This window comes from Odoribacter laneus YIT 12061, assembly GCF_000243215.1.
GTDB lineage: Bacteria > Bacteroidota > Bacteroidia > Bacteroidales > Marinifilaceae > Culturomica > Culturomica lanea.
Genome location: NZ_JH594596.1, coordinates 718,816 through 739,987 on the forward strand (window position 1 = coordinate 718,816; position 21,172 = coordinate 739,987).

At 43.8% G+C, this 21,172-nt stretch carries 23 protein-coding genes and 1 pseudogene; 10 read left to right on the forward strand and 14 right to left on the reverse strand.

Going from position 1 to position 21,172, the window contains the following annotated elements:
• Together HMPREF9449_RS03070 and HMPREF9449_RS03075 are read right to left on the reverse strand one after the other, a co-directional pair.
• Positions 1–927, reverse strand: a complete 927-nt coding sequence (locus HMPREF9449_RS03070) for a hypothetical protein (RefSeq protein WP_009135764.1) — start codon at positions 925–927, stop codon at positions 1–3.
• A 44-nt stretch (positions 928–971) separates the two neighbouring features.
• The gene (locus HMPREF9449_RS03075; RefSeq protein WP_009135765.1) at positions 972–1,262 is read right to left on the reverse strand and encodes a DUF4120 family protein; all 291 of its coding nucleotides are present in this window, start codon (positions 1,260–1,262) and stop codon (positions 972–974) included.
• A 321-nt stretch (positions 1,263–1,583) separates the two neighbouring features.
• Here HMPREF9449_RS03075 and HMPREF9449_RS03080 point away from each other — a divergent pair, with 321 nt between their 5' ends.
• Both HMPREF9449_RS03080 and HMPREF9449_RS03085 read left to right on the forward strand, forming a co-directional pair.
• Complete coding sequence (locus HMPREF9449_RS03080) at positions 1,584–1,928, forward strand: hypothetical protein (protein WP_009135766.1); 345 nt, start codon at positions 1,584–1,586, stop codon at positions 1,926–1,928.
• A gap of 55 nt (positions 1,929–1,983) precedes the next feature.
• Positions 1,984–2,871 carry a bacteriophage abortive infection AbiH family protein gene (locus HMPREF9449_RS03085; protein ID WP_009135767.1) on the forward strand — a complete coding sequence of 296 codons (888 nt, stop codon included), beginning with the start codon at positions 1,984–1,986 and terminating at the stop codon, positions 2,869–2,871.
• Positions 2,872–2,920: 49 nt separating this feature from the next.
• Here the strand turns inward: HMPREF9449_RS03085 and HMPREF9449_RS03090 are convergent, their stop codons facing one another.
• The 10 genes from HMPREF9449_RS03090 to HMPREF9449_RS03140 form a co-directional block, all read right to left on the reverse strand.
• Entirely contained in the window at positions 2,921–3,238 is a 318-nt protein-coding gene (locus HMPREF9449_RS03090) for a hypothetical protein (RefSeq protein WP_009135768.1), read from the reverse strand.
• Positions 3,235–4,308 (reverse strand): LPD29 domain-containing protein, encoded by a 1,074-nt coding sequence (locus HMPREF9449_RS03095; RefSeq protein WP_009135769.1) that lies wholly within the window; start codon positions 4,306–4,308, stop codon positions 3,235–3,237. The genes HMPREF9449_RS03090 and HMPREF9449_RS03095 overlap by 4 nt, the downstream gene beginning before the upstream one ends.
• A gap of 12 nt (positions 4,309–4,320) precedes the next feature.
• Complete coding sequence (locus HMPREF9449_RS03100) at positions 4,321–4,629, reverse strand: hypothetical protein (RefSeq protein WP_009135770.1); 309 nt, start codon at positions 4,627–4,629, stop codon at positions 4,321–4,323.
• A gap of 11 nt (positions 4,630–4,640) precedes the next feature.
• The gene (locus HMPREF9449_RS03105) at positions 4,641–5,225 is read right to left on the reverse strand and encodes a hypothetical protein (protein ID WP_009135771.1); all 585 of its coding nucleotides are present in this window, start codon (positions 5,223–5,225) and stop codon (positions 4,641–4,643) included.
• A 25-nt stretch (positions 5,226–5,250) separates the two neighbouring features.
• Positions 5,251–6,213: a hypothetical protein gene (locus HMPREF9449_RS03110; RefSeq protein ID WP_009135772.1), complete on the reverse strand. Its 963-nt coding sequence runs from the start codon at positions 6,211–6,213 to the stop codon at positions 5,251–5,253.
• A 140-nt stretch (positions 6,214–6,353) separates the two neighbouring features.
• Positions 6,354–6,668 carry a hypothetical protein gene (locus tag HMPREF9449_RS03115; protein WP_009135773.1) on the reverse strand — a complete coding sequence of 105 codons (315 nt, stop codon included), beginning with the start codon at positions 6,666–6,668 and terminating at the stop codon, positions 6,354–6,356.
• 11 nt (positions 6,669–6,679) lie between these two features.
• Positions 6,680–7,174 (reverse strand): hypothetical protein, encoded by a 495-nt coding sequence (locus HMPREF9449_RS03120; protein ID WP_009135774.1) that lies wholly within the window; start codon positions 7,172–7,174, stop codon positions 6,680–6,682.
• Between the two features lie 224 nt (positions 7,175–7,398).
• Positions 7,399–10,401 carry an N-6 DNA methylase gene (locus tag HMPREF9449_RS03130; protein ID WP_009135775.1) on the reverse strand — a complete coding sequence of 1,001 codons (3,003 nt, stop codon included), beginning with the start codon at positions 10,399–10,401 and terminating at the stop codon, positions 7,399–7,401.
• A 79-nt stretch (positions 10,402–10,480) separates the two neighbouring features.
• Positions 10,481–11,419, reverse strand: coding sequence for a hypothetical protein (locus HMPREF9449_RS03135; RefSeq protein WP_009135776.1), 939 nt, complete (start codon positions 11,417–11,419; stop codon positions 10,481–10,483).
• Positions 11,420–11,439: 20 nt separating this feature from the next.
• Positions 11,440–12,267, reverse strand: coding sequence for a DUF4121 family protein (locus tag HMPREF9449_RS03140; protein ID WP_009135777.1), 828 nt, complete (start codon positions 12,265–12,267; stop codon positions 11,440–11,442).
• A 576-nt stretch (positions 12,268–12,843) separates the two neighbouring features.
• On the opposite strand from HMPREF9449_RS03140, the pseudogene HMPREF9449_RS16975 reads away from it, so the two are divergent.
• The 6 genes and pseudogenes from HMPREF9449_RS16975 to HMPREF9449_RS03160 all read left to right on the forward strand — a co-directional run.
• Positions 12,844–12,978 (forward strand): annotated as a pseudogene (locus HMPREF9449_RS16975) (site-specific integrase); the annotation flags it as partial.
• Between the two features lie 483 nt (positions 12,979–13,461).
• A complete protein-coding gene (locus tag HMPREF9449_RS03145; protein WP_009135779.1) occupies positions 13,462–14,589 on the forward strand; it encodes a GyrI-like domain-containing protein in 1,128 nt (375 codons plus the stop codon).
• Positions 14,586–14,996 carry a hypothetical protein gene (locus tag HMPREF9449_RS03150; RefSeq protein WP_009135780.1) on the forward strand — a complete coding sequence of 137 codons (411 nt, stop codon included), beginning with the start codon at positions 14,586–14,588 and terminating at the stop codon, positions 14,994–14,996. The genes HMPREF9449_RS03145 and HMPREF9449_RS03150 overlap by 4 nt, the downstream gene beginning before the upstream one ends.
• A gap of 39 nt (positions 14,997–15,035) precedes the next feature.
• Entirely contained in the window at positions 15,036–15,164 is a 129-nt protein-coding gene (locus tag HMPREF9449_RS16835) for a flavodoxin family protein (protein ID WP_009135781.1), read from the forward strand.
• Positions 15,165–15,176: 12 nt separating this feature from the next.
• Positions 15,177–15,521 carry a flavodoxin domain-containing protein gene (locus HMPREF9449_RS03155; protein WP_315969414.1) on the forward strand — a complete coding sequence of 115 codons (345 nt, stop codon included), beginning with the start codon at positions 15,177–15,179 and terminating at the stop codon, positions 15,519–15,521.
• A 192-nt stretch (positions 15,522–15,713) separates the two neighbouring features.
• The gene (locus tag HMPREF9449_RS03160; RefSeq protein ID WP_009135783.1) at positions 15,714–16,658 is read left to right on the forward strand and encodes a hypothetical protein; all 945 of its coding nucleotides are present in this window, start codon (positions 15,714–15,716) and stop codon (positions 16,656–16,658) included.
• Positions 16,659–16,680: 22 nt separating this feature from the next.
• On the opposite strand, the gene HMPREF9449_RS03165 is transcribed toward HMPREF9449_RS03160, so the two are convergent.
• Positions 16,681–16,938, reverse strand: a complete 258-nt coding sequence (locus HMPREF9449_RS03165; RefSeq protein ID WP_009135784.1) for a DUF3876 domain-containing protein — start codon at positions 16,936–16,938, stop codon at positions 16,681–16,683.
• A gap of 288 nt (positions 16,939–17,226) precedes the next feature.
• Here HMPREF9449_RS03165 and HMPREF9449_RS03170 point away from each other — a divergent pair, with 288 nt between their 5' ends.
• Positions 17,227–17,991: a LuxR C-terminal-related transcriptional regulator gene (locus tag HMPREF9449_RS03170; protein ID WP_040611583.1), complete on the forward strand. Its 765-nt coding sequence runs from the start codon at positions 17,227–17,229 to the stop codon at positions 17,989–17,991.
• Here HMPREF9449_RS03170 and HMPREF9449_RS03175 read toward each other — a convergent pair whose 3' ends face one another.
• Entirely contained in the window at positions 17,992–18,585 is a 594-nt protein-coding gene (locus tag HMPREF9449_RS03175) for a phosphoglycerate mutase family protein (RefSeq protein ID WP_187118582.1), read from the reverse strand.
• A gap of 125 nt (positions 18,586–18,710) precedes the next feature.
• On the opposite strand from HMPREF9449_RS03175, the gene HMPREF9449_RS03180 reads away from it, so the two are divergent.
• A complete protein-coding gene (locus HMPREF9449_RS03180) occupies positions 18,711–20,762 on the forward strand; it encodes a HelD family protein (protein ID WP_009135787.1) in 2,052 nt (683 codons plus the stop codon).
• The last annotated feature ends 410 nt before the right edge of the window (positions 20,763–21,172 follow it).

Genomic DNA, 21,172 nt, shown 5'->3' on the forward strand with positions numbered 1-21,172 from the left:
TCAGTTTATCGGAATGGCATCCTGCACTTCCACCTCTTCAGAGAGACGGGAAAGCAGCAGTTCCGCCATGGCTCCATTCTGCGGAATGAGAGCCGGAAAGTCTGTTTTCCCGGGCTTATATATTTCAGTGGCCACGTTGTACAAATCCCATGCAGTAATTTGTCCCTTGCTCATGGCCAGTTTCAGCACCTCTTCCGTGAAGATGGAAATCTGGCTCTGGTTCAGCGGGTAGGTTTCCACAGTGGATGACAGGTTTCTGTCCGAACTGTCATGGGAAACGCGCAAGGCTGTCAGCAGGCCGATGTACAGGTAGATTTCTTCCATCGGGACGATCCGGCGTTTCAACCGCTGAATCCTTGCAATGTCCTCGTTCATGTTCACTTCGAAATTGGCCAGCCAGCCGTCCACGGTTTCGAAGAATTCATCGGTTGTCACCTTCTTTTTCCCGTAATTGCAGATGCTCCGCTGCGGCGAGAGGATGCACTGGTTATGGCATATCTTCACGCAGGGACCTATGGCTGCCTGTATGCCGTCCTGGTGGTAGGCGACGGCCAGTGTGCTTGTCAGCTCGTCCGTCTCCCAATCCTTGATCCGGATAGTAGCAAAAATACGGCGCAGGATATGGGCTTCCACGGCTTTTTCACCATGTGTCTGTTCTACCTGCGGGAGGATGCTCACTCCCGGCTGTGTCTTGTTTCTGTTCTGGGCAGCAAAGATTTCTTCCACCTCATAATCGAGATTGTATTTCTCACAGATGTCCATCATGCGGCGTATGACCTGGTAATGGTAGATGCCCTGCACCGGATTGTTGTAGATGTCATTTTCTTTATAGGTGCGTTGGAGTGTCTCGAAGTTCATTACTTCAATTCCGTTTTTCTGGAAGTCAAACTGCTGTTGTCTTTCCATTACTGCCAATGTCGTTTCCATATTGAATTGAATTTTATAAAGTTAATATTGTCGTTTGCCTCTCATCAGGTGTGTATCTGCCATCCATGGAACGGCTGTAGTGTCACGGCGAAAGAACGGTCCGGTATTCCGTGATAGAGCAGGCCGCCCACGATGCCTGTCCTTCCGTCGGGATAGCGTTGGGTGAAGCCGAACGAGTACGGGGCATGGTCATAGTAGAGTGAGATTTCGCTGGGATAGTCAGGATTTTCCTCCCAGCTCTTCAACCGTTCCAGGCATTTCTGGAGTGAGGTGTCACCGATGGATTCGGCATAACGCGTTACATTCTCGAAATGTTCTTGATTCAGGATTTTCATGATTCATTGTATTTATCTGTTAAACACGTCCGGCTCCGGGAGCCGGTATTTTTATTTCTCACCTGCCTGACTGTCCCGTGGCAGTACCCACAAGGTTTGGCGAAAGAAAATACCGCAGCCGTCAGGCGAGGATGATTTTCTTTCAGTCAACCCCGCAGGGGCCTGACCTTGGTCGGGTACACCGGACACGGGACTACCTTTGCAGGGTGGGAAATAAAATGCACGGTAGTGTGCTTTGCATGGGCTGTGGCGAATCTCTTCCTGATTTGTTCGCCATTGCCGGACAAAAGATGTATTTTTGCAATTTCTAATTTCAGAATCATGGAAAACTATATAAAGAAAGCGGCGGATGCTTTTCTTGTGGAGCGTCCGTACGGTATGCGTGTGGATTACAGGAAGAAAGGTTTCGTCCTGTTTAACCGCAACCTCAATGTGTTGGGAAATGCGGAACAGGCCCGTCTGGAGGAACTGCCTCTGGAGCTGTTCAATGTGGAGGAGATACCATTAGCGGGTGAAATTGTGGAGGAACACGCCGGATTTACCGATGTGTTCTTCTATACCGATTTGACCAATCCTTATGCCGGAAATGTGCTGAACCTGCAAAAACTGAAAGCCTATAACCAGTTTATGTTCCCACTGGCAATGGTGCTGAATCGTGAGTTGTAATGTATTATTTATTGAGATAGCAGATACAAAATCAATATAAACTTCTCTTTTATATATGCATAGTTTATTCCCCGAATTTGAACGAATTGATCAGAATACACTTTTTGTTATAGGTAATGGGTTTGATCTCGCCAGTGGTATCAAATCAAGTTATTATGATTTCAAGCAATGGCTGATATTGAATAAAAGAGATCAGCTAATCAACCTTATGGACATTTTTTTCAGTAATCAACGGGAGATATGGGGGGATATTGAAAAAGCGCTTGGTGAATATGATGAGGATAGTATTCTTGAGTTCTGCAAGCCGGATGAAGAATTTGATTATGATCATCCTACACGTTCGGTTGCTGCAATAGAAGATTCTCCTGATTGGATATTTAGGCCTGTATTGGATGAATTTATTGAGGCTTTTACCGAATGGGTGAATAGTATTGATATAACTGTAGCAGATAAAGTCCTCGATTTACCATCATGTAGTAAATACCTGACATTCAACTATACAGAAACTTTAGAAAAAATATATGGGATTCCACAATTAAATATTTTACACATCCATGGTTCTCGTCTTTCTGAAAATAATTATATCATTGGGCATGATAATCCAAGAGATACGGATGAGGTATATAATGATGAAGGGGAGTATATTTTTGTTCAAGATACGTGGAGTAAAATAATAGCATGGATGAATGAGCTTGTGAAGAATTGTAAATATATCATAAATGCAAATCAGGATTTTTTCAAGGGGTTGTCTAATATAGAACGAGTTGTTGTTTATGGTCATTCATTTTATGAAATTGATTGGCCTTATATGAGCGAGATTGTTAAACAAATTGGGAAAGACAAGCCCTGGATAATATCATATCATGAAAATAAAGATTTGATTCAAATAGACTCTTTTATAAAGGCACATGAATTGAAAAAGGTTACAAAATTCTTGTGGTAAATCAAGAGGCTGCGTCGGTTAAAAAATCTAAATGACACAGCCTCTTATTTTATAATACAATTTCATCTATAATCTCATTCCCTGTTATTTCGCCTTTTAAAAAGGAGAACAGCCGCTGGAAAAAGAACGGAGCATGGTCTGTTTCCAGCTGTGAGCTTTCTCCGTTCCGTGTAGCGCATATGGCAAACCGTCCCAGTCCGAAACTTTCCGGTGGCGGTACGATGTGGAATGACAGGTTTTCCGTACCGTTGATGTGAATACCTCCACGATAGGTATAGAAAGTTTTTGCGGTTCTCCTGTCCGTGTCAATGTTCACACGGCTGTAGCCGTAGCGTTTCAGTTCTTGTATGATTTCCTTCTTTTTCATGGTTGTTGCAGTTGGATTTGATTTGAATGGTTCATGTATTTTATCGCCTTCATCTTTTGGGATATACTTTGCTCTGATACCCAGACCCGGTATGCCCGGCTGTATTCCTCTCGTTCCTGTTCTAAAAGGTTTTCCGTTTCAGGCGTATAGCCAAGGAACTCGATATAGCCTCCATTATACCCCGTCAGTCGGCACCGTATGCCGGCTTCCGAGAGTTTGTCCATCCGTTTCTGTGCGTTTCTGGCACTGGAATACTGCTTCGGCCAAAAATAGTGTTCTCCCGTAGAGCCGTAGGCATCCTCTCCGAGAATCAGTTTTCCGGGAAACCTGAGGCTGGCAATGAAGTCAAAGCGTGCTTTGCCCAATGCCTGCCGCAGAGCCTTGTGTGCCGGACCTTCCGGATGCTTGAACGCTTGCGCTTTGTTTTGGCTCTTGAGTCCGGGCAGTTCCACTTTGTACGGCTGTCTGTAACTGCCTATCCCTAACGTGAGGTAGAAGTTGGTGTGGAAATAATCGGTCATCGGGTCGCTGTCATCGAAGTTGTACGACATGACGAAATCGCAGATATTCTGCATGACCTCTTTGGCCCGGTCTGTCAGGGTCTTGTCAGACGAGATGTTGTAGTGGTTGACATCACCATGGACCTTTCCGGATTCTTTGGTGAACGCCTCGAAATCCGCTTTCATCAGCCGGATGTGGATGGAGTGGTAATTCTCGCGCCTGACCGAGAACCTGTATCCCGGATAGGTATCCTTGAGCCATGCACGTAGCGGTTCCACAATCTCCGGTGCGTGCTGTCCCTTGTAATTGCGGCCTTTCCAGCGGTATTCATTATATACATATTCGGTGTATTCTTTTGCTGTGGCTCCCGAATGGTCATATTCATATCCGGTTGAAGTCGCAGATATATCCGGTTTGTCTTTCCAAATGTCGAAAAGTCTTTCAAACTCGGTATTCACCCGTTGCATGATTGCTGTGTCACCACCCTTGTCCGGGTGGTGCTGCAATGCCAGCCGGCGGTATTCTTTCTTCAAGTCCGCCAGCGAATGTATGTTCTGAAAATAGGTCATGGCTGTTGTCTGTTATGCCCCCTGCGAGGCGGTTGATGACATATTCCTTGTGGTCGAGGTCGAATTCCTGTTCCTGTTTCTGAAGCGTCGTCCGTCGTATATCAAGACGGCCCGCTCCACCAGAAGCCTGCGGCTGTCTTCCGAGAGTTCCAGATAGAACCGTTCCGCTGCACCGAATGTGCCCTTGTCCGTCGCCACGCACCATTTTTCCCAAAAATGCGGATACATGTTGCCATAGACGGCTTTGCATTCTTCCTCACTCCAGGCGTTCCACATATAGAAGAAGAAACTGGAGACTGCGTTTTCTGCCTGTAAATACATATCCTGCTCTTTTAAGATTTGACATGACGGGGTGTTTCCAATTCCAATTTCGCGGCTTCGTATATTTCACGGAGCCAGTCGATGTTGCTTGCACCGAGTTCAAACGGTCCGTAGCATTCCACTTCGTCACCGCTTTCTTTCTCTTCGGCAATGACGGTCAGGCTGCTTGCCGTTATCCGGACACCCGTGACCCGGCATTCATACGGGTCTCCGTTTTTCCCGAACCAGACTATCCATACTGGATCATCTTCCCTGTCCGTAAAGGCCAGTTCCGTCAGTGAGTACGCCTGAAGCAACTGCCGTATCGCTTCGATGATGTCATTGCGCAGTTCCTCAATCCGGTCGCTGAAATCCATTGCGGTGTATTTCACCCGGGCTTTCCTGCCTGTTTCCTTGATCGAGAGTATCAGCGATTCGGGATGGATGCCGAAGTTCCAGTCCGTCACCTCTTCCTCATTACATGTCGTGTGGATATTGCCGCCCAATACCAGACCGCAGTCTTCCTCTACCACTCTTTTTGCTTCTTCGCAGCTTCCTGCCGCTACCGTGTAAGTACCCTCGAAGGCGTATCTTACTCTTACTTTGTATCTTGCCATAATTCCTATAATTGGGTTGTTGATATTATATGTTTGATTGCTGTTCCTTCTTCCCGTACGAAGAGACAAGGCTTATCCTCTCACCGAAGAAAGAATCGTCCACTCCATACACATGTCCGATGGAATAGTCATACTTGTTCCGTTCCTCGTCCAGACGGAGACGGAAACCATGGTAGCCGTTGATTTCCAATTTCAACCTGACATCCTGTTTCAACTCCATTTCAAGCAGGCTGCCACCGCCGTAAGCGGAACTGAAAAGCCCGCAGCAGTTGCCTTTAGGAATAACAACTTCACCCGGTGAGAATCCGGATTCGTACAGTTCTTTCAGATTTACCCTGCCGGTATAGGTCAACAGGTTGGCACCGCAACAGGAGTTGATGAGTTCTTGGTAGAATTGTTCATAGGATACCTGTTCCTTGCCGTTCCTTCCTTTGCGGTTCGGGAAGCGTCCGTAAACCTTGCAACCATGCTCCGTCAGGAGCTTCTTCACGCTTGCCGGATTGAGGTTCAGCGCGTCTACCATATCCCCGAAGTAGCTTTCTTCATACCGGTAGCCGCCCTGTGACTCAAACCAGTCGGAGTTGATGCAGTCATAATTGGAAAGCATCTCCACACGGACAGGGATGTCATCCGTATTCTTTATCAGTTCCGAAAGGACATCCGAATCGTTGCGACCGTATATCTCATCGCGTATTTCATCTTCGTGTTCTTCAAAGAAGGCTTCCACCGTCTTTTCATCAACATGGAAGCATGCGGTACATTCCGCCTTCAGTCTTGTGACGATTTTACGAACTGCTTCCCATTCGCTATCTCTGTACCATTCATCTGCCTTTTCCCACAATTTTTCTTGGCTTTTACTTGCAAGGCATTCATGGATCAGGTCGAGACGATTGTCAAGGTTGTCGTTATAATCCGTCCACACCAGCGTGTAGGATTCGTCCATGAGGGACTTGACGAGTTCCATTGTCAGTTTTTTCTGTTCTTTCATTTTCGTTACCTGTGTACGGCAGGATTCTGTTTCCCGTACATGTGGTTATAAATGCAGAGAGCGACCTTGCGGCCGCTCCCTTGCTATCCGTTTTCTTTCATGAATTTTTCGTATTTCTCTTTTTCCATGTTGTCCTCCTTTCAGTTTAAGAATTCCGTTTCTTTCCCGTTGTCTTTTGCGGCCAGGACACCGAAGGGCAAGTCCAGTATCCTGTGGCTGAAACACATCGTGGAGTTGTAGTCCGTACGTTGCCAGAGTATAAAGCGGTCTTCGGCGAACGACCACCTGAAATAGCCTGACAGGGAGCCGAACCGGGGGTTGACATTCCTTCTGATGAGGAAACGGTTTACATCCACGATATGTCCTGCCGTCAGTATGATGTTCAGAATCTCGACGAATGCCAGCTGTGAATACGGGTCAATGGGCATGACAGGTCCTTTGAAGTTGATTTCCATATTTTTCCCATTTAATTGTAATTATCATCAAATATCTCGTAATGGAAGGGAAGCATGTCGCAATAGCTGCTTGATATGCCTGTATATATCAGCGTATCTTCTGCCAAGTCAGCAGTGTCCTCTTCCTTCTCGGCAACGGCATCTCCGTACAGGTCATGATAGTGCGAGACAATCATGTGCGGATCATCCGTACTGATGTCATAGCCGTAATTCCTGCTCCAGGCCATGAAGAATTCGGTTTCTTCCTCTTCGAGCCTTTCAAGGGCATCCCTGATTTCGAAGAAGTTTGGGCAGAGCCATTCACGGCTGACCAGTATGTCAGGGATGTTCTCCCATTTGGAATACCGGTATTGCGGTTCTTCCTCGCCGGGGAACAGGTCGGAGCAGGCACACAGGAATTCGCCCATGTCACTGTAGTCAGACATGTGCAGCCAGTAGTCCCTGTAATTCTTTATATCAATGAGATGCTGTGTTGTCACGGCAATCTCTGCATTGTTTAGATTCATATCCTTTTCATTATTATGTATGCGAATGCCGGGGATTCCATTCCACCGACTTCAAGAAGGTGCCGTGTCCCGGCTGTGCAGGGTTTTTCGGGAAAATACCACAGCCGTGGCGAGGATGATTTTCCCGAAAACCGCTTGCGGCATGACCTTGCACGGCCAAGGAAGACACGGACTACCTTTGTCGGTGGGAATGGAACTCCCGGTTCTTTTCATACGGTTCATATTCAGTTTGCTATTCGCTGGCTTCCCCAGCTGATGTGTATTTTGCCTTCATGGTCCTGCGTGCGGACAAGCAGGCTGTCGATGACGGACATCGTAATGTCGAACTCCTCGAATATCTCGGACTGTTCCTTGACTTCTCCTGTCTTGATAAACTCGTTCAGCCGTTCCTTGGTCAGTACCAGTGCCATCAGGTTCTGTTCGACCGAGTCCTCATAGGTGACATAATGAACGTCCTTCATTTCTTTGGAATCGAGGCGGATGAACCGGAAGTAGAACTGTTCCATGCGGGGAATGTTCCATTGCAGGGATTCCAGTATCACCTGATTGCAGGCAGGTATGTTCACCGAGCTGCTCAGGCTTTGCTGTGTGCATATCAATATGCCGTTGATGGTAGAGTCGAATTCCGTCACGATGTTTTGCCTCCTTTTGAATGCCACGTCTCCCTTGACCACAAATACCGGGCGGTCGGGAAAGCATTTGCGGAGATGGTTCTCGTAAAGGTCGAATGCGGCTATCGACGTGCAGCCGACAGCCACTTTTCCGGGTATCTTCCGCACCAGTTTCTCTATGTACTTTGTCTTGTTCGGAATCCCGTCTCCGGAGTAACCCTCTATCAGGTGTGGGACGGAACAGGCCTTGATAAGCAGTTTGATCTGCCGCATGAGCCGGAGTCCGGCATCCTTCTTCGCATCACCCGTACTGTTGTAATACAGCTCACAGATACGGCAGAATTCCTCGATGATGACACGGTAAACCTCACGCTCTCCGTCCGACGGACTGACGGTATGGGTCTGTATCTTGTATTTTTCTCCTGCGAAATCCCTGAACTTGCGTGTGATGACCGTCTTGCCGATAAGTTCTGACAATTCCTCCTTGTTATAGACATCCTGGTTCTGCTTCTCGATGCCGAATACGGTGGCTTTTCCGGGACAGTGGCAGGCACGGAAGAGGACGTGCCCCCTGAAGGCCGGGAATGGACTGCCGTAATCCGTATTGTTCTCTTCCTCTATCTCACGTTCCTTGTTTTCGTGATAGACCTGCGGGCTCCAGCACACCATGTTCACCGAATTGTTGTAAAGCAGCTCGAACTGGCTGTACAGTTCCGCTATGTTGTTGCGCGTGGTCGTTCCGGTGTCAAGAATCTTATACTTGAGCCTTCTGAATATGCACAGGATGTTTCTTGTGCGCTGTGAAGTCGGATTCGTGATTTCGTCCGACTCGTCGAAAACAAGACACAGTTTCCGGGAAGTTTGTTTCACGTAGCGCACCAGCCCTCTTCGCAGTTTGCCGAGCATGGAGGTTGAAACGACGAGGAACATGCCTTCGGGTACGTTTGTAAGGTCGCTCTCTGCCCGGATGACACGGAACCGTTCCCTGTTTACCGACAGGAACGGAATCCAGGTCATGTTGGTGGCAATGGCCGGTGCAAGAATGATGGCATTCCTTACTTTTCGGAATTTGAGCAGGAATCTGGCCCGGTAATAGACAGCCGCGGTTTTGCCCGATCCCTGCTGCCAGTTCAGCAGGGCATAGCGTTTTTGAAGTACAAGGTTCAGGTCATGCTTTTGCAGGGTTGTGAATTCACATGCCTCGCCGTCCTTGTTGATGAATGTGCTCCGGTCCAGATATTCCTTCAGATTGACGTCTTCTTCCATATCCGCAAACCGGAGGTTCTGCATTTCATACTGTTTCTGCTTCCGGCGTATCAGTTTCTCCGCCGCACGGATCTGAAGCCTGTTCCTTTCCGTTACGGTTTCCGGTACCGGAAGTTCAGCCCTCCCGAGAATGAGATTGTTGATGCTTGCAGCCTTGTGTGTGACTTTGTCAAGCAGACGGGGTGCGTATGGTTTGAGTTTGAAACCGTAGGAGGTCTTCACCAGTGCCACTTCCTTGCGTGGTACTGAATGCTGGGAAGTGATGTACTTGCGGATGATTCCGAGTACCTTGCCTGTGGTCAGTTTTTTACGTTCCCAGTCTTTGACCTGCTGGTTCGTGGCATTTTCCGGTGGTTTTTGGTTGCGGAACTTGGATACAAGTGCCTCTGCCTTCTCAATGTGCCTGTTCAGTACGGCATGGGCTTTCAGCTCATACATATACTTGGAGAGCCTGTATTCGAACGCTTCCAGTTCCTCGCGGTCTATCCGGTTGGTTTCCCGCATGAGGTCAATCCGGATTCTCTGCTTCATCACCCTTGTCTTCCTGACGCGGTCTTTCAACTCTTCCATCGGAATGAACTCGTCCGCATTGTAGGGTTGCATTTCGATGTGGCGTGACCTGCGCAGGAATACCATGACTTTCGTGCTGAAGTTATGTACTCCCATGGAATCGAAAGCATCCGGATTCAGTTTGGTCTGGCCGACAAAGGAAAAACTGCTGTTGATATTGGCAACACGTGTCTTCTCCCAAAATTCACTCTGCATGAATGACACGGGTACGATGACCATCAGGAATCCTGCCGGATTGAGCACGTCGTATGCTTTATCCATATAATATTCCTGTGAAAGTTTACAGTCAAATTTCAGGTTGAATGGCGGGTTGCCGATGATTACGTCAAAACGTTGTTCCGGGCGGTACTGCTGTATGTCGCATTTTTCGATATGGGCTTCCGGATAGAGGTGTCTTGCAACGGTTACAGCTCTGCCGTCTATGTCAAAGCCGTAGCTGTTATGCAGGTTCGGCAGGTGGTTGAAGAAGTTGCCCATTCCACAACACATATCAAGCACCATTTCCGAAGAGGTCGGGGAAAGGACCTCCACCATGCTCCGGCATAGCTCATGAGGGGTGAAAAACTGGCCCATCTCGAATTCTTTCTTGGCTTCCGCATATCTGTGATAGCTGGAAAAATCTGCCTGCTTGAGATTGTGCAGTCCTCCGATACCTGTGTAGCAGTTGTAGATGCTCTCCTTCGGAATGAGGTCCTTGCCGGAATCGATGGCAAAAAGGATTTTCTCGTTCACCTCGGCACGCTTGTCCCGGGGAATCTGTTGGGGTATGATGGCATACATGCTTTTACTTTTTGATGGTTAAAAACAGAAACACCCCGCAAGGAAGCCTTACGGGGTGCAGGATTAAACTTTTCATGAATCAATCTTCATTGAGCGTGATTTCGTCCAGATGGAGCCGTCTGTAACAGTTTTCGGCAGCCGGACTGTCTTTGAACCGTATGTCGATGCGTCCGTTCTTGTAGAATTTGATCTGCCGAGCATTGTCCGTGGTAAGACTGTACCACTGTGTGATGTCCACGTTTCGCTCGTCAAGTCCGATAACCATTCCGGTTGAGCCGTTTATCAGGTCATCCGAACCGTAGGCTATACCTTCACAGAAGATGTTCACCTTGTTTCTACAGTCGTATGAGAATTCGTATTCACCGTGATATTCCAGATGGATGCTGTCCCAATATACGATATCAGGAAATGTTATCTTGTCCTTTTTCAGCTCGGGTTTGACCTTGCTCCAACGTGAGGGTCGTACCGTTTTCAGGAAACGGGCCAGCAGTTCCTCCTCGGCAGTTTCCCGGAAACTCTTTCCGCCCAGATGTTCGATGACAGAATCCACATAGGTCTGGTAGACCGGTCTGAATCCCATAGGCAATGTCTGTCCGTCAATTTTCGGGACAGGGACATCCACATTGTAGGTCTTGTTGAAATAGGAAATGATGCGGTTGGCAAAGTTCGCATTGGCATTGTGGCTCTTGTCCACAAGGTCGTTAATGAGGTTGAACGGTTTGAACTCATTGTGCGAATAATCATCCTGCCCGTTGTGGAAATAAAAGTCGCGGATGGAGACCTTGCCGTTGTCCTCGTACTTGAACTGTCTTTCTTTCCGGTACTGTTCCGCATCCTCCTTGAAGATGGCATACCACTTTTCTATCTGGTTGAGTGTCTTGTACAGAAGATCCTGCTGTGACTGGCAATAGAGCCTGTCCTGTTCGGTAATCTTTTCCTCGTTTCTTACTTGTACGCTCAGAATGCCGGAAAGCAGGTCGGGAGCGTTACCGGCCTTGATTGATGTTGTTGTCTGCATATCGGTTGTAATTTAAGATGTTAGAAATTTTGTGGCTTGATCCGGTAGAAGTACGTGATGTGCTGTTCCATGTCCTTGACTATCTTGACTTGTTCAGGATAAAAATTGAATCTCCGTTCAACAGCCGGTTCATCAATTTTATTCCATTCGTCTTGCGTGATAAAACGGTTTTCATGACGGAAGCACCATACCACGATTTGATTTGCCCAGTTACCCTTGAACACCGTTCCTTCATAGTCTTCCAGGAACTGTCTGAAATCGGTTTCATTCCGGAAAGCGATATCGAAACTTTGATAAAGATTGCCTTTTTCCGTATCCATTCTTTTATTCAGGTAAAACTTCCGGTAGGTCTCGGTAGTGTAATTGCCATACTTTGGATTGGGTTCGGCATAGAACCATAGCGGCACTCTGGCCAGAAAGGTGACCGAGCCGTTGGCACATGCTCCACAGCTTCCCCAATCCTTGAAAGCACCTTCCGTCCATTTCAGGAATTTCATGTCCTTCGGGTTTACACGGTGGAATGCTCCACCGCTGACACTCAGACGGATGCTTCCGTCCTCCTTCCATACAAAAGGCACATAGGGCCGTTCGCATACGGACAGGCGTTCTTCATCCCTGTGCATGTGATCGATTAGGGCATGTCCGTAATAATCTCCATGCTCGGTGACATATACCACTCTGTCACCGACTTGCGGTGTGATTTCCGAGCGTGTCCGTTCGATGAGTTGCACGTAATTGTTGGCCATATCCACATCATCCTGCGTAAGCCAATGTTCACGGTCGTATGAAACATTCAGTTCTCTGAGTGTTTCGATACTGTACTTGTCTTTTGCCATCTGTTGTAACATAACAATCAATATTTGTTAGTCCGGCATTTCGGGGCCGGAGTTCCCATAACTACAGGCTTTAAAAGGTCGTGTTCCGTACATGCAAGGCTTCGGGAAAAAATACCGCAAGCCCTTCGGGCGAGGATGATTTTTTCCACGAACCCGAAGGGCTTGGCCTTGCTTGGACGAGTAGAACACGAGTTACCTTTGCCTGTGGTTATGGGGACTCGGCTACTGAATATTTATTTTTTTCTCAATCTTATCCGATAAGATTGAAGTCATTTATTATGTCCTTTAAAATAGAAATGTTATCTTTGTAATCGAATTAAAGAGTTATTTGAAAGCATGAGAAATATGGCAGTTCTACACAGTCCAGCTTTTTCTTATCCGTTGCCCGTTCTCGTGCGAGTTTTATCCAATCTGTTGATATTCAAAGGGAAAATACTTTATTACAACAAAGATTCGTAAACTGATCGACAAAGACTTCGTTAGTAAGACCGTTCAACGGTATGAAATTACTACCCGATATTTGGAGGAATTCATTAAGAAAGAATCTTAGCTATCGGATATTGCCTTAAATAACTTGGAAGCCAACTTCATTTGAAAGAAATTGCCGATGTGTGTGAAATACATAAAAACCTCTCCACACACACCGCTAGGCACTCGTATGCCACCTCTATATGCCTTGTGAATAGCGTAAGCATGGAGAATGTAGCAAAGATGTTAATACATGATGCGGAAGTGGCGGAAGCTTTGGGCATTGCTTGCATATTATATGCAGGCGGACATAATAGTCTGTATCTGCTTTCTGGAAAGGCTGTGGTGGTTACAAAACTAAATGATATGCTTTCATTTATTTAATCGGAAATTCCTCTGCTTATAATTCTCCGGGATATATATGTTGAGTACGGTTAGCCTGATACTTTGCTCTCTTTTCTGATAGTGAAGAAAATTCAAATGGCCTATACGCCCACAAATAAACTTAACAAAAAAGGAAGGGAATATCTCCTTTTTTTATTTCTCAAACGGCAACTTAAGTCGGTTATTTATGAGAAGTAAATTAGTGAAAAGATATGCTGAAAACAAGGGTAACTCTTTTTTTCTTTCGTTATATATGGATAGAAACGAAAAAAATGCATAATCAAAAGATAGCCATTTATGGTAACCTTTTACGTAATCTATTGAATATCTTTGCACTCAAATAATAGAAAGTTTATGAAAATCAATAGCGAAACAAAATATTGCCAAACCTGTGGTATACCTTTAGATATAGATTATACTAATCTAAAAGAAGGCCAAAATGAAGAATATTGCGACTATTGTCTGAAAAATGGCGTTAAGTTATATGATTTTTCAATGGACTATCTTCTCTATCTTTGGGGACTTTTCCCTGAAGAATATAATAAAGAGGTAGGCACAAACTATACTTCAACAGAATTGAGAGAGGTTTTAACTAAGCGACTTCCAGAGATTAAAAGATGGAAACAAAAAATCAACACTGCCCACCTGCAATACGAATTAATTATAAAAGTGCAGGAATACATTAACCGGCACTTGTTTGATGACCTTGATTCTGAGAAGTTGGCCCAAGTGGCAGGTATTTCTAAATTTCATTTTCGTAGACTTTTTAAAGCTGTTAGCGGAGAAAGTCTTGGAAAATACATTCTGCGACTAAGATTGGAGTACATTGCATTTAAGTTAATATCGACAGATACAAGTGTTCCTGAACTTCTCGGCCAAATCAATTATCAAAATAAACATACGCTTTCCAGAGCATTCAAAAGCTATTTCAATTGTTCTATATCTGAATTTCGTAAAAAACATTCGCATGCTTGCCCTGAAGGAAAGAATCCTGTACGGATTGAGTGGAGTATCGAAAAAGTACCCCATATGCGCATTGCATATTTAAAATTAGAAAGAACAAGTAATATCAACCATAGTTTTTCTGTCTTATGGAAACAGATCTTACAATTCTCTGAAAGATATAGATTGTCATCAAAAGGATGCAAATATGTAAGTTTAACCCTTGATTATCCTTTGATTACGCTTGAAGAACACAGTCGTTTTATGGTTGGAGTAACATTACCGCCATCCTTTAAAACTCCTAAAGGCTTTGGTATTTATGAAATTCCTTCGGGAGAATATGCTATTTTTCGTTTTAAAGGATTATACCATGAGCTAAATAGGGTATATCGCCATATTTACCTTGACTGGTTACCGACAAGTGATTATACATTGCGGGAGCCTTTTACCTTTGAAACGTATGTCAATACTCCTGAAAAAACTCCTGCTTCGGAATTACTAACAGATATTTATATTCCTATTATAAAGAAAGAAAAATGAAATACTTGAATCAAAAAATGGAAAACGAATCAAAAAAAGAGAATAAAATGAATTATAAAGACAAGGCGATACGTTGTGTCAAAGATACGATATTGCCCATGCAAAGAAAGCAATTTGAAGAATGTGGCTACTGTTTAGATAAACAGTACAAACGATATGGGAATACAGAATGGCTTTTCGCAAAGATAATCGAAAAAGGACGTATTTATGAAATTGGTTACCCTAAGTGTGTCTGTCCGGACGTGATAAGTGGGAAAGTAACAGACGTCTCACATTGCGAATGTTCACGGCAGAGCATATTGTATATTATCGGAAATTTGTTGCCCGATAAAAATATCAGTGTGGAAATAATTGAGACTGTTTTAGGGGGCGCTGAAAAATGTCGTTTCAAAGTAACTGTGGAGTGAGACAAAAATAATACTTGTCTGACAAAAAATAAGTAAGCAATGAAAACAGCGATCATATATTATTCAAAACATGGAACTACCGAGCAGGTAGCACACCTTCTCGGAGAAAAGTTGGACAATGGAGTCGACTATATTTCATTAAGGGAAAGCCCGAAACCGGATATCTGAACTTACGACCGAATAATTATCGGAACTTCCATTTATGCAGGCACTCCCAGTAGAAAGGTCAGTCTATTCTGTAAGAAGAACCGGTCTCTACTAGAGGAAAAGGTAAGAGGACTCTTTATCTGTTGTATGAATGAAAAACAAGAATTGGAAGAGATGAACAATGCTTTCCCGGAATACTTACAGAAATTAGCAATTCCCACTGCCATTTTAGGTGGGGAGTTTCATTTTGACAAAATGAATTTCATCGAAAGGTTTTTGGTGAAAAAGATAGCGAAGGTAAACTCTTCTGTTTCGAGGTTGAGATACGATGCCATAAGAGAATTTGCCGATAGAATCAATAATTCAAGGCAGAACTGAGGAGGGTGATGTCTGTCTCCGGGTTACAGGGGAGTTCTTCTCCGGATTTCACTCGTGTATAAAAGAACTTATTTGACTTTCAGAAAAGTATCCTCCGTGTACATTCCCCAAAGGGAATATAGAGAGAAAACACCTTTGTCCCCTCGTTAAAAATTCAGTAGAATTTAAATATTAATAAATTAAAAACTAACAATGAAACCAATTTCATTTATTTTGATATTCGTATTTGTTTGTAACATTGTATTTGCTCAAACCGATGGAAACAAGAAATCATCCTTTCAGCTAAGTTTTATTTCGCCCATAGGCACTAACGGAAGATATTCGAGAGAATATACGAATGATTATTCACTCAATTTGTTAGTGGGTGTATCCAAAAACGAAAGGCGATTTACGCTTGGAGGTCTTTCGAACATTATTCTTAGTGATGCAAAAGGTGTTCAGGTTGCAGGGTTATCCAACTATGTCGGTAACAGCGGAGAGGGTATGCAATGGGCAGGTTTAGCAAACGTAAATAAGGGACGGTTCAATGGTCTTCAGATAGCCGGATTGTTTAATACGGCCACATGTGTACGCGGTGTTCAAATTGCGGGATTAGTCAACGTGGCCAATGATGTAAAAGGAGTTCAATGGGCCGGACTGCTCAATATTGCCAGAAACAGTGATGTCCCCATCGGGCTAATCAACATCATCAAAAACGGAGAGATGGGAATGGCCGTTACTTACGACGGGATAGGAAACGCTGTGGCATCGTTCCGTTCCGGAGGAAAATATACCTACGGTATCTTGGGTATAGGATATAACCACAAGATGAAGAAAAACGGATTGGTTGCCGAAGCCGGATTGGGAGCACATATACCTGTTCTGAAGTGGCTTAGAATCAATAATGAACTTAAAGTATCCAGTATCGGGTGTGACTTAAGCAATCCTGTTTATAATGCCGGATATTTGCTTCTGTCTGCCTTTAGAATCGGACGACATTTTGAATTGTTTGGTGGAGGAAGTATCAACTATATGGAGACAAAAAACAGGGATGCCGAAAACGTATTCCCGAATCATTCGCTGTGGAAAGGAAACAACTCTGAGAAGTTACAACAAGCATATGTTGGGTATCAGGTGGGTGCACAATTCATATTCTAATCCCCCTGCAGTAGATTGTGTGTTACTGTAAGGAGGGAGTGTCACGAATATGTGGCACATCCTCTTCATGGTTTACATGTTTCAGGATACTACCATCTTTTTGTACCTCATACGTAGCAGGAGAAGCCTGTTTGGTAGTTTCCGATACATATATAATAGAAAGAAGGTACTCTTTATCGTTCCGGTAGATGATAAGCGTAGGATTCAGATTAATACTTTCCCATGTGCCGACAACGGAAAACAGGTTGAAAGACGGATAATCTTCTTTAGTTCTTTTCATAAGGCGTGATTAGTTGGGGTGATTGATTCTGTGTTTCACTGTCTGAAATAATTCTTTCAAACTTTCATTTTTTAATGGTTTATAAAACGTGTTGATTCTCTTTTCGTCGGCAAATGAAAGAAGAATGAAGAGTCGTTTTCAAAACTGTCCGAAAGTGGGATATCCCGTCTACTTTGGGTGCAATACATTGAGTATATTCCGATGAATTATTGAAAGTCCACGAGCATTCATTATAGAAAGTCAAATAGAAAAATAATGAAGAAGAGATTTATCCATTATCTTTGCAGTATGACTACCAAAAAGATAACTCCCAAAGAATTATGGGCGAGGCAACAGATTAGCTTGCTCGATGTAGACTATGATTTGTGGAATGAACGCAGGGCTTCTATACAGGTATTCTCACAAATGAGCCAAAGTTGTATTTTTACGGTAGATGTATTTAAAGAACGATATGATTTTGCATCCGATAACTTTGCGCATATCTTCGGATATAACCCTACCTGGATCAAGACTATTCGAAAGCAAGGCGATTTATTGGAAGAACGGATTCATCCGGACGACCGGGCGCAACTCATTGAACACCAAATTGAACACGGGCAGTTTATCTATTCACTTCCGCAGGAACAGAGAAATGATTATCAGCAGATATTCCAAATTCGTATGCTGAATGCCCGGCAGGAATATGTGAATGTAATCAGTCGCCACCAAGTCATTCAGAAAGACAGGAACGGAAAGGCATGGATGATTATGGGAGTGATGGATCTCTCACCTGACCAAACGCCTACGGAGAGAATCAGGCGAACGGTTATCAATCGGAAAACAGGCGAAATACTTGCATCGGCAGTCGTTCCAGCAGACCAGCGCTTAACCAAGCGGGAAAAGGAAATACTCTTATTAATCCGGCAAGGCTTTTTGAGTAAGGAGATTGCCTATAAACTGAACCTTAGTATTTACACAGTCAACAACCACCGCAAGAATATATTGGTAAAACTGAATGTCGATAATGTAATCGAAGCCATCAACCGGGCAGAAAGTTTGGGTATTCTCTATTGATTATGGCAGCCGATCCAAACTGTTTGTCAGAGGATTGTTTTTTCGCCATTGTTCAAGTTGTTCGTAATGGCGAACACCACCTACGAAGACAGCCTGATAGATTTCTATGCCCGGTATCATTACGCTATCAGGCATATCAAATTTAATTTGAAGAATGGTTTGCTTGATTTCAGGGATAAGGCGGTTCACAATGGCAGCAGTTACTTTTTCCACTACACCATCATATTTTGAACCTTTACGGATGTGGATCATATCAAACTTCCATGCGTTCCTGTCCTCGTCTTCGTATAGGGCGTGCCATTCGATGCACTCTTCCTCTGTCTGAATCAGATTTTTATAATGAACTTCCTTCAAAGATAACCGTTCGGCAAGGTTTTGCATTACGGAAAAACTTTCTGCAATATCCAGTCTATCCGTATAAATATGCAAATCTATGTCCCTACTTTTAGCTAGCAGACCAGATTTTAGCGAACCTAACAGATGAACAGTTGCCCCAATGCGCCCCCCTGCCGGAATAATGCCGGTATGTTCTAGTATTTTCCAAGCAGTTTGTTGATTATGTCGGGCAAGTTCAAGAATATCCATATCGTTCATTTTGAGCATGCAGAGATATAAAACTTATGGATATATAGCTATAAATAGCCATTTTCTATTCTATGGGATTACCGTAATTTTGCGCACGTTTTGGCTCTATTTTCATCTTTTAGCAACAAATTACTATGGTGTTCAATCAAACAGAGAAGCAAGAAAGAAGCTATCTACAGCAAATAATCAGTCGGCTGAAGAAGATAATCAGCCATACTGATGCATCCGTGAAAGACCATGTTGATACATTGGCCGCGTATAAAGACTACCTTTGGAACAATAAAGATATTGATCCGCACGAAATACGTTCCATGCGTGAAAGCATCCTGAATCATTTTGCCATAGGTGAAAGCGTAATCGACAAGCGTAAACGACTTGCCAAAATAGTGGATATTCCCTATTTCGGTCGGATCGATTTTCAGGAGAAAAACGAGAACTGTTCCGTAATCCCCGTCTACATTGGCATCCACACCTTTCACGATTCTGAAAGCCGGACGACCTTAATTTACGATTGGCGAGCACCTATTTCGAGTATGTTCTATGATTACGAGTTGGGAGAAGCCTTTTATCAATCTCCATGGGGAGAGGTAAAAGGGGATATTTCGTTGAAACGCCAGTATAGAATTCGGGATGGCAAAATGGAGTTTATGATCGAAAGTGCCCTGACCGTTCACGATGATATTTTGCAAAAAGAATTAAGTTCCAATGCAGATGATAAAATGAAGAATATTGTCGCCACCATCCAACGAGAACAAAACCTAATAATCCGCAATGAAGAATCCCGTACGCTAATCATTCAAGGTGTGGCAGGTTCGGGCAAAACTTCTATTGCCCTGCACCGCATCGCATATTTGCTGTATACTTTTAAGGACAGTATCTTTTCAAAAGACATTTTGATTATTTCCCCGAACAAGGTTTTTGCCGATTATATATCCAACGTCCTGCCCGAATTGGGAGAGGAAACCGTACCCGAAACCAGTATGGAACAGGTACTTTCCGAAGTGCTGGATCACAAATACAAATACCTGAGTTTCTTTGAGCAGGTGAACGAATTGCTGACAAAACCAGTCCCGGACTTTATTGAACGAATACAATATAAATCCTCTTTTGATTTTATTTCAAGTTTGGATCGCTTCATTCTGCATATCGAAAATCACTACTTTAAGGCGGAAGATGTGAAACTGACCCAATATATCACCGTTCCGGCTGAATTTATCGAAGAGCAATTTCATCGTTTCAATCGCTATCCCATGCGCCAACGGTTTGAGGCTATGACAGAATATATGCTTGATATGATGAAAGTACAATATGCTTTTACTGTGACGACTGCCGAAAGAAACTTCCTAAAAAAAGAGATAAAACGAATGTTTGCCGGAAATAATGACCTGCAAGTCTATAAAGATTTCTTTGAATGGATGGGTAAGCCTGAGATGTTTAAGATGCGGAAGAACCGCACGCTTGAATATGCTGATTTAGCACCAATAGCCTATCTGCATATTGCTTTGGAAGGAGGTACGAAAAACAGTGTCAAACATTTGTTGATAGATGAAATGCAGGATTATTCACCTATACAGTATAAGGTGATACAAAAATTATTCCCCTGCCGGAAAACCATACTGGGCGATGCAAGTCAGTCCGTCAATCCTTATGGTTCGTCTACTGCGGATATGATTCGGAAAGCTCTTGTTACGGGCGAGGTGATGAAGTTGTGTAAGAGTTACCGTTCCACCTGCGAGATCACTGATTTTGCACAGAAGATACGGATAAATACCGAACTTGAACCCGTTGCACGACATGGGGAGAAGCCGCATGTGCTACAATTTAATAATGAGAAAGAAGAGTTATCGGCTATTAAAGATTTAATTCTCACTTATCAGGCATCCTTCTATAAATCATTGGGGATCATCTGCAAAACCGAATCGCAAGCCCGCGGAATGGTAGACAAATTACAAATTACTGATATTCATTTCCTGTCAAGCCAAAGTTCAGCTTTCGTGCAGGGTATTGTTATCACCTCTGCACACATGGCAAAGGGTTTGGAATTTGATGAGGTAATTATCCCACAAATAGATGATAAGAATTATCATTCGGAGATCGACCGGAGTATGCTGTATGTGGCAACAACGAGGGCAATGCACCGTTTAACGCTGACATATAGCGGATTAAAGCGCACGCCATTCATCTAATTTTTTTGCTTACTTTATTGCTAGAGATTCACTCCTATATTTACCGCCATGCGAACGGATGATTAACGAATTCAAGATGAAAGAGAGTAAAATTCTATATCTGTCACCTTTACTTTCCCCATACATTAAAATGTATAAGACTTCATTATCACTTCCCTATATAGCTACATTTGGCTATATCAGGATTCACACATTTATCTGTCAATATCTCGTTTCGGTAATTTATATTTATTAGATCTTTAGCTTGATGAGAAAAATAAAAATATATAATTTAGCAAAAAAAATGATAGACGATTAATGAAGACGTTTTTTGTATAGATTATAAAGATATCAAGAAGTATCACAATTTGAAAAAGTGTGAAAATGTGCTTGTGATTAGGAGGCTAAAATTTATTCATTTTTAATGGAAT